Source organism: Runella defluvii (assembly GCF_014195535.1).
Taxonomy (GTDB): Bacteria; Bacteroidota; Bacteroidia; order Cytophagales; family Spirosomataceae; genus Runella; species Runella defluvii.
Genome location: NZ_JACIBY010000008.1, coordinates 303,283 through 311,986 on the forward strand (window position 1 = coordinate 303,283; position 8,704 = coordinate 311,986).

General features: G+C 45.9%; 5 protein-coding genes and 1 tRNA gene. 1 reads left to right on the forward strand and 5 read right to left on the reverse strand.

Translation table 11 applies throughout. The annotated features are described in order from the left end of the window. Nucleotides 1-354: 354 nt before the first annotated feature. From FHS57_RS19530 to FHS57_RS19550, 5 genes are all read right to left on the reverse strand, one after another. The gene (locus FHS57_RS19530) at nt 355-1,857 is read right to left on the reverse strand and encodes a RagB/SusD family nutrient uptake outer membrane protein (protein WP_183976655.1); all 1,503 of its coding nucleotides are present in this window, start codon (nt 1,855-1,857) and stop codon (nt 355-357) included. Nucleotides 1,858-1,868: 11 nt separating this feature from the next. Further along, entirely contained in the window at nt 1,869-5,318 is a 3,450-nt protein-coding gene (locus FHS57_RS19535) for a TonB-dependent receptor (protein WP_229601399.1), read from the reverse strand. Between the two features lie 195 nt (nt 5,319-5,513). Then, on the reverse strand, nt 5,514-6,596 hold the full coding sequence (locus FHS57_RS19540; RefSeq protein WP_183976656.1) for a FecR family protein: 1,083 nt from the start codon (nt 6,594-6,596) through the stop codon (nt 5,514-5,516). A 102-nt stretch (nt 6,597-6,698) separates the two neighbouring features. After that, complete coding sequence (locus FHS57_RS19545) at nt 6,699-7,247, reverse strand: RNA polymerase sigma factor (RefSeq protein WP_183976659.1); 549 nt, start codon at nt 7,245-7,247, stop codon at nt 6,699-6,701. A gap of 110 nt (nt 7,248-7,357) precedes the next feature. Then, nucleotides 7,358-8,383, reverse strand: coding sequence for a S66 peptidase family protein (locus tag FHS57_RS19550; protein WP_183976660.1), 1,026 nt, complete (start codon nt 8,381-8,383; stop codon nt 7,358-7,360). A gap of 162 nt (nt 8,384-8,545) precedes the next feature. On the opposite strand from FHS57_RS19550, the gene FHS57_RS19555 reads away from it, so the two are divergent. Beyond that, nucleotides 8,546-8,632: transfer RNA gene (locus FHS57_RS19555), tRNA-Leu, on the forward strand. Nucleotides 8,633-8,704 lie beyond the last annotated feature (72 nt).

Consider the following 8,704-nt stretch of genomic DNA (forward strand, 5'->3'; position numbering starts at 1 on the left):
AAAAGAGGGGGTGGAACCTGAGTACTTCCCCACCGATGAAGGGTTTTCCCAACATACGGTGGGGGAGTAATTATGTACTACTTAAAAACTCAAAGACTACAAAATTCTAATCACTATGTGTATCAGATTCTTCAATCTGATGCTTGGGGTGGTTTTGAGAAACCACCTGCACTACGTGTTATCAGATTCTCAAATCTGATAGTTGGAGTTTGGTTTCTCAAAACTTAATGTTCGAGTCATTGTGAGCCGAAAACGAGGTTTTGAGAAACCTCTGCGGTGGTTTTGAGAAACCACCTGCACACTTGGTGAGAAACCACCAGCACGCTTGGTGAGAAACCACCTGTACATCAATTTCTACTGATAACCAGGGTTTTGAGTAAGTTTTGAGTTAATCAAAATTTGTGGTGCTGGAATCGGGAAATAATACTCAAAATCGCTATATACATAGTCCAACGCGTTGAAAGCAATTCCTCCACGCGATACGGTCGGGTTGGCTTTTTCTTTGGCGGCATAAGCGTTCATAAAAGCGGCCAATTCGGCGGGAGTTTTGGTGCGTTGGAGGTCAAACCAGCGGTGGTTTTCAAAAGCCAATTCCACACGGCGCTCTTTGAGAACGGCTGCTCGGAAAGTGTCTTTTGTTAGCCCTGTTAGTTCGCCCAATCCTGCGCGTTTACGCACTTGGTTAAGGTAGCCCAGCGCCTCAGCGTCAGGGCCTGTGGCTTCGTTGATAGATTCGGCCAACATCAGCAACACATCCGAATAGCGCAAAATAGGCCAGTTGTTGTCCGAGCGCCCTGTGATAGTGTGCGGATAACGGTATTTGTTGACAAACGGAATGGCGACGAAGGCGTTATTGAGGGTATAGCCCAACTGAAGCGAAATGTCTTTGCGTAAGTCACCTGTTTCGTAGGCCGCAATCATGTCGTTGGTAGGGATATTCCGACCACTTGGAGCCGTATTGGCAAAACCAGTAACCGCACCTTGCGACAAACGTGGCGCAAACACATACACAAAGTTACTTTGCTCACCCAAGTCGTTACCACCTTGGTATTGCACCTCAAAGACTGACTCAACGCCGTTTTTCTTGGCAGGGTCAAAGTTGTCTTTGTAGTTGGCATAAAGTGAATAACCCAACGGCACCACTTGTTTCAAGGTACTAACTGCTTCTGGGTAGCGTTTGAGCGTCAGATAAACTTTGCCCAACAAACTCAAGGCTGCTCCTTTGGTTGCGCGGCCTAATCCAGTTGCTGGATATTTTGCAGGGAGAAGATTGGCAGCATCTTTAAGGTCGGCCTCAATTTGCTTATAAACATCTGCCTGCGGAGTACGAACCAAATCAAACGCTTCGTTGGGGTTGCTAAGGGTTTTAGTTGCCAAAATGACATCCCCAAAATAGCGGGTTAGGTTAAAATAATGGAAAGCCCTGATAAACTTGAGTTGCCCTTCGATTTCCTTTTTTGCCGTGGCATCAATCGTCGCTGGTTCTAGTTTTTCCAACGCATAATTGATGTTGTACATCGCGGCATAGTGGATATTCCACAAGTTGGCGATTTCACCATTGCCAGGGTTGACGGTCGAAAACTCAAACGCTTCCCAACCCGCAGCTCCCCCACGGTCGAGGGGGTTAAAATCGAGTGTGGTATTGTCCGACGTAAATTCTTGAAAAATGTAAGCCGTGCTTGTAATACCTTGCAATTGACCATAAACTCCGTTGAGGGCTTGCTCAAACTGCGTCTGGGTTTTATAAAAAATGTCAGTTCCGATGCGGGTAGGATCAGTGGTTACCAAAAAATCATCCTTGCACGACCATTGCACCAAACCAAGAAAGAGAATACAGAAAGAAGTTATTTTTTTCATTGTCGTGAAGATTAGAAGTTAAACTTAGCGCCTACTGCCCACGTTCTTGGCACTGGATACGACTCATCGTCGTTGTTGAGTTCGGTTCCACCGCGTACTCCAGCGTCGGGGTTGTTGCCTGGATATTTAGAGAACAAAAGCAAGTTGTTGGCCGTCACAAATACCCGTGCGCCACTTAGCACCGACTTAAACTTAGGTAATGTATAACCCAAAGTGACACTTTTTAGCCACGTATATGTTCCGTCATAGACATAGCGTTCGCTACTCTCGCGTGACCATTTGAAGTAGTTGGTACCCCCTTGTGAGTTTTTGGCGTCAGGATTAGAGCCTGGGTTTGATGGTGAGCGCCAGCGGTCTTTGGCTTTGTCCAACACGTTGAATACGCCGTCCATGTTCATCGTTGATGCTTCGATGTTGCGATAAATGTCAAAGTCATAAGCACCTACAAACAACACGTTTAAGTCGAAGCTGCGGTAATCTGCTGCGCCAGTCCATGCCCATGTGAAGGCAGGGTTAGGATTGCCAATTTCCACCATGTCTTGCGTATCGTACGTAATGACGCCATCGCCGTTGGTATCGGCAAACTTCATCCCACCAGGAATAACGCCGTCTTGTTTTGCCCATCCGTCGATTTCGGCTTGGGTATTGAAAATGCCCATCTTTTTGTAGCCATAAATCATCCCGATGGGGCGACCTACTTTTTGTACGTTGTAGCCGCCGTAGAAGCTACCGTACCATAGCATGTCGTTGACGCCTTTGATGGCTAGGATTTGGCTGCGGTTGAAGGTGATGTTACCGTTGGTGCGGAAATTAACAGCACCAAGGCTGGTGCGAAAATCCACCCCAATTTCTACGCCACGGTTGCGTACTTTTCCGATGTTATCCAAACTCGTTGTAAAGCCCGAAACAGCAGGGATAGACACTGGCAACAACATGTCGTTGGTGAGTTTGTTATAATACTCAAAGGTGAACAGCAACTTGTTATTGAAGGTAGCAATATCCAAACCGATGTCCAATTGGTTTGATTTTTCCCATTTTAAGCCAGAGTTAGCAAAAGAGCTAATCACTTTCCCAGGGGCAAAAGCATTGCCTAAAATATAGTTGTTGGCACCTACGAAGGCCAAACTTGGGTAGTTACCGATGTTGTTATTACCCGTTACTCCCCAGCTTGCCCGTAGTTTTACGTCGCTCAGCCAAGAGAATTTAGGCATAAACGACTCTTCCGACAAGCGCCAGCCCACCGAAGCTGCAGGGAAGTCTCCGTATTTGTTTTGAGCACCAAAACGAGAGCTTCCTTCACGACGGAATGAGGCTGATAATAGGTATTTATCTTTGAAGGCATAGTTGACCCGGGCAAAGTAAGCAAGCAGCGACCAACCGTTCTCGTAAGAGTTTGATGCTCGGATGGAGCCTGCGCCCAAATACTGCACCAAATCATCAGGAAAAGTGTTGGCACTACCCGCCGTTCCGCGTAAAATTTCGCGTTGGCTTGTAAAACCAGCCATGGCTTCAAGGGTTTGGTTGTTTCCAATTTGGGGTGAATACGTCAGAAGCTGGTCAAAAGATAAGTTTTGCAATTGTTCTACCACTTCTTGTGCGGTTGCAATGCGCGGGGGAGCTCCCGCCGTACCCGATGCCACCGACAAACCGATGGTAGAAGGTACGTATTCTTTAAAGGTGTTATAATTGAGTTTTATGTTGGCCGATGTCCGAAATTTGAGGTTTTTCATGATTGAAACTTCGGCAAAGGCACTGGTCAAAATGTCGGCGATGTTGCGTCGGCGAAGAACATTTTTCAATACAAATAATGGGTTAGGGAAGCCAAAAACGCCATCTACTCCGCCAATGTACGGACGAAGCGAGCCATCGGTATTGTAAATAGGTTCGCGCGGGTCCATCAACAAAGCCCCTCCCACCAAGGCACTGCGGCCGTCGGTATTGGCAAGGTTTTGTTTGGTATAACTCCCGTTGACGTTTACGCCCACGTTGAGGAATTTATTGACCTGACCACCGATATTACTACGCAATGACAAACGGTCGTAGTTGGTATTGGTGATGGTACCTTCTTCTTTATAATAACCTACAGAAAGCATGGAGCGGAGCGGCCCTTTGCCCGAAGAAATGGTTAAGTTGGCATCAGTATAAGGTGCATTGTTGTGCATGATAGCCCCAAACCAATCGGTCGAATACTTGGTTTGCTCAGGATAACGAAAACCAATGGGTACTTCTTCCAGTGTTGGCTCTCTGTTCTGAAAATAGCGGATGCCATCTTCAAATACTTCTTTCTTAAATTGGGCAAATTCTACCCCGTTGAGCATTTTTACGCGACGCGTTGAGGGAACGTTTTGGACGCCGTAATCAAGCGAAAGATTGACGTCAACTTTGCCTTCTTTGGCATTTTTGGTGGTGATAAGTACTACCCCGTTTGAACCACGCGCTCCGTAAATCGCGGTAGAGGCGGCATCTTTTAGGATAGAAATACTTTCAATGTCGTTGGGGTTAAGGTTTTGGCCAACCGACGTACCCACCGCAAATCCGTCGATAACGTACAGTGGGTCGCTACCAGCACCCAATGAACCGATACCCCGCACGCGTACTTCAAAAGCACCGCCAGGAGTACCACTTTTTTGCTTGACAACGACCCCCGCAGCACGCCCCTGAATCATCTGGTTCATGTTGTTGGCAGGTTGTTCGCCGATGTCTTTCATGTTGATGACCGAAATGGCCGACGTAATGTCTTGTTTACGTTGAGAACCGTACCCTACGACCACGACTTCGCCCAAGGCTTTTTCGTCGGTCAAAAGAGTGATATTGATGGAAGAACGGTTTCCTACAATCACTTCTTGGGGTTTGTAACCTACAAAACTAAATACTAATACGGCTTGCGCGTTGGGCACGGCAATCGAAAACTTGCCGTTTTCGTCGGTAGTTGCGCCTTTCTGCGTACCTTTTATAAAGATATTTACGCCAGGAAGTACCCCGCCTTTGTCATCCACGACCGTCCCTGAAACCGAAATATCAGCAAGCGCTTCTAGTGACGGGTTGGGCTCGAAGTTTTTCTCTTCGATGGGTGGATTGAGTTCACTGGAAGCGGAGGCCGATAGCCTGGACAAGATGATTTGATTACTGATGACTTTGTACTTGATTTTGTACGGAATAAATAGCCTGTCTAGCAACTGAGAAAGGGGCTCGTTGGTGGCATTCAACGAAATTTTCTGTGTTGATTCAACAATTTTAGGACGGTAGGTAAATTTGACATTTGCCTGTTTTTCAATCAGAACCAGCGCCGAGGACATGCTTTGGTTGTCGATTTGAATGCTGATTTTACGGCTCAATAATTCTTGAGCTACCACATCTCGTGCGAGCGAGACACCCACAAAAATCATCGCAATGCAGCATTGTATTAGCGAGAACTTCATAAGGCGAATCAGGTTTTTTTGGATTTGTAATCTTTTCTTCATTAGTTTACTAAGGTTTTTGTGATTTGGAAAAGCAAAAACAACCCTTTCACATCCGCTGGAATCGGATGTGGTTTGGAAGACCATCAAAAGGGCTTTTGAAAGCCGGTAACGCTGGAATCGTTATCGGCTTTTTTAGTGTACTAAGTCAAGTTTTATATTCATGCGATAAGGGTTTGAAATAAGCGGATAGTTGGTTTAGTTACAGCCTTTGCTTGTGATAATAACCTGAGCATCAACTACTTTGTAGGTGGCTTCAAGTGCTTCACAAATGATATCTAGTTTCTCGAAAAGGGTTTCGTTGGACAAGGTAGTGGTAAGGGTACAGTTGGCCATCAATTCTTCGTCAATCACAATGTCAACGCCGTAGGCTTTCTCTAACGCGGTGAAAATATCGGTGACAGATGCATTCGTAAAAGAGAATTGTTTAAGTTCTTGGGGCGACAACAAAATCACGGGCCTCTCAATCAATTTACGGGTCAATCGTTCGTCTGCTTTGCCAAAAACGACCTGCTGATTGGGCGTTAAAACCAGCCCATTGGTTTCGGGGTCAGGATTTTGGGTATTTTTTTGGGCAAAAACCGAGACTCTTCCTGTCTTTACCAGTACGGTCACTTGTTTGTCTGCCTCGTAGGCTTTTACCCAAAAGCTCGTGCCCAATACTTTGGTAATCAGTCCATTGGCGTAAACAAAGAAGGGCTTGTTGGGGTTTTTGATTACGTCAAAAAAAGCTTCTCCCGAAAGATATACTTCGCGGATATTGCCCGTGAATGATTTAGTATAACTGAGTTTACTTTCGGGTTTCAGGATAGCGTGACTCCCGTCGGGCATATTAACTGTCAGGTTCGTAGAGGTGGTATTCGCTACCTCTTCAAGTGGACTTTTTGCGGCTGAAATGAGTTGCTCATATTTGCCTTTAGGAGCACTTTTGTACCATCCCCATCCCAAACCAAGTGCAATAATAACGGAAGCCGCGGCAAGCGCTGGTTTCCAAAAATTTAGAACGATTTCAACTATACGTTTTGGCGGTTCTTCCAGTTCCTTAGCGATTTGTGACCATATTGCAGGGGTTTCTTGGAACGGTACTTCGTGCTTTGCCGCTACGGAAAGTTGTTCCACCCCAAGTCGTGCCCGACGGACATTTTCTTGCTGTGAAGGATGCTTCGCTAAAAAATCTGCCCAAAAAGCGTCAGACGCTGGGGCAGGGTGTTTTACCGACTGAATGAAATAATCATCAGCGATAAAATCTTCAATGGTGTAGGAAGCGTATGATGTGTTCATAAGTTCTTCATTCAATCCCCTAAATCGGGACACTTTGGTTTTGTACTCATTTTTCTTGAAATATTTTTATTTATTTTTTTTCAATCCCAAAATACGCCTTTTTCAAGCCGAAAAACATTCACGCAGTTCGGTGATGGCTCGGTGGAGAAGGTTCCGAACCGATTGGGGGTTGATGTGCATCATGTCACCAATTTCATCTAAACCGAAATCGTGGTAATAGCGGAGCTGGATGATTTCTTGCTGCCGACGAGGAAGTTGGTGAATGGCGCGTTTGAGCCGCTGATGCTGTTCGCTAAGTTGCTCATTAGCAATCAAATCGTCCTCAAAAGACAATTCTCCAATGATATTTTCAAATAACCCTGCGGAATCGATGGGGGAATGGTTGTTTTTTTCGCTATTACGTACAATTCTGTTTCGAAGCGAGCGGTAGAGGTAAAACTTGATACTATCGGTGTCGGCTAAGTTCTGACGACTGCGCCAAAGGTGTAAAAAAAGATCTTGGATGCTGTCTTTGATTAGCTGCCTATCGGACGTGACGCGGTAACCATAACTCAACAAATCTTCGATATGAAGGTTGTAAAGTTGGGTAAAAGCGGCTCTATCGCCATTTTTAAAGGCTTGCCATAGCTCCGAATCGGTTGCGTACCTCAAAGTGTTGGTTTATAAAAAATAGCTTGACATAGAATGGGTTGGCTAGCAAATTTTTTGTAATGCAATTGTTTACTTATCCTGTACTTACCTGTCGGCATAAGAAATGTTTGTTAGACCACGGCTTTTTCTAAAAACTGAATGACTCCCGTAGCGGCGTCCATTTCGGCTTCAATGCCAACGGGAATAGTGAATTTTTGGCGAATGTGTCCAATCATCGAGCCCGAAAAGGCAGGTTTTTGGGCAGGTTGGATGTGGTCAAGCCACAGGTCTTCGAGCGTGAGTGAGCCATAGCTTCCGTTGCCTGGTTCGCACTCCGAACATTTACCAAAAATAAACCCATTCATGTCGTTTAAAATACCGCTCAATTTGAGTTGGGTGAGCATTCGGTCAACGCGGTAGGGGGCTTCGTCCACGTCTTCGCAGAAAAATAGGCTTCCTTTCCAGTCGGGCACGTAAGGAGAGCCTAACAAATGACTCAAGACCGTTAGGTTTCCCCCCAATAATCGACCTTTGGCCTTTCCTGCAACGATGGTGTCAATTCGGTCGGCGACTTGCGTGAGGTTATCGCCCACTACTTTTGGGTTTTCGTAACGCACAGCTTCGCCTTCTATGAGGACTTTTTTAAGGTAGCCTACGGTAAATTCGTTCCAACTAACTGCCCCCACTGGCCCATGAAATGTAACCAAGCCCGTTTGGCTATAGATGCCCAACAGCAGGGCGGTCACGTCGGAATAACCTAACAACACTTTGGGGTTTTTCTTGATGGTATCATAGTCTAGCAAAGGCAACAATCGGGCACAACCCCAGCCACCATGCACACAAATAATCGCTTGTACCGAGGAGTCGGCAAACATCTCGTTGAGGTCTGCTGCTCGGTCGGCATCTTTTCCTGCCAAGTAACCGTATCTTTCCCACATTCGTTTTCCAAATTTTACCTTAAAACCCAAGGCTTGCATGGACTCGACGATGACTTGCACCGTTTGTTTGCTGTAAGCAGGAGCCGCTGGACAAACGAGTCCCACGGTATCGCCCGCTTTGAGTCGAGCAGGTTTGAGTGTGGGTTTATTACGGTTTGACAAAGAAGGAATTAGGGCGGGAGTAGCGGCAATGGTTTGGAGGAAATTACGACGTTGCATGGAGGAAAAAAGGTTCATTTTAGCCCAATATAAGCGACTCTTCTTACTTGAGCAACTTTTGGGGAGGGAAAGAAATTGATTTGAAAAAATAAATTTCTTTGAAAAAACTATTTGCAATTATCATTTTAGACCACTACTTTTGCATCCCCAAACAACGGGAACGGCGAAGTGGTGGAATTGGTAGACACGCTACTTTGAGGGGGTAGTGGGCGTTAGCCTGTGCGAGTTCGAATCTCGCCTTCGTCACCAACGTAACAGCCTGTAAGTCATAAACTTACAGGCTGTATGTTTAAAAAAACTAAGGTGGTGGCAAAGGGGGTG

Excerpts from the sequence above, each read along its gene's own strand:
- FHS57_RS19530 (WP_183976655.1), bottom strand. The coding sequence starts at position 1,857 with ATGAAAAAAATAACTTCTTTCTGTATTCTCTTTCTTGGTTTGGTGCAA.
- FHS57_RS19535 (WP_229601399.1), bottom strand. The coding sequence starts at position 5,318 with ATGAAGAAAAGATTACAAATCCAAAAAAACCTGATTCGCCTTATGAAG.
- FHS57_RS19550 (WP_183976660.1), bottom strand. The coding sequence starts at position 8,383 with ATGCAACGTCGTAATTTCCTCCAAACCATTGCCGCTACTCCCGCCCTA.
- FHS57_RS19540 (WP_183976656.1), bottom strand. The coding sequence starts at position 6,596 with ATGAACACATCATACGCTTCCTACACCATTGAAGATTTTATCGCTGAT.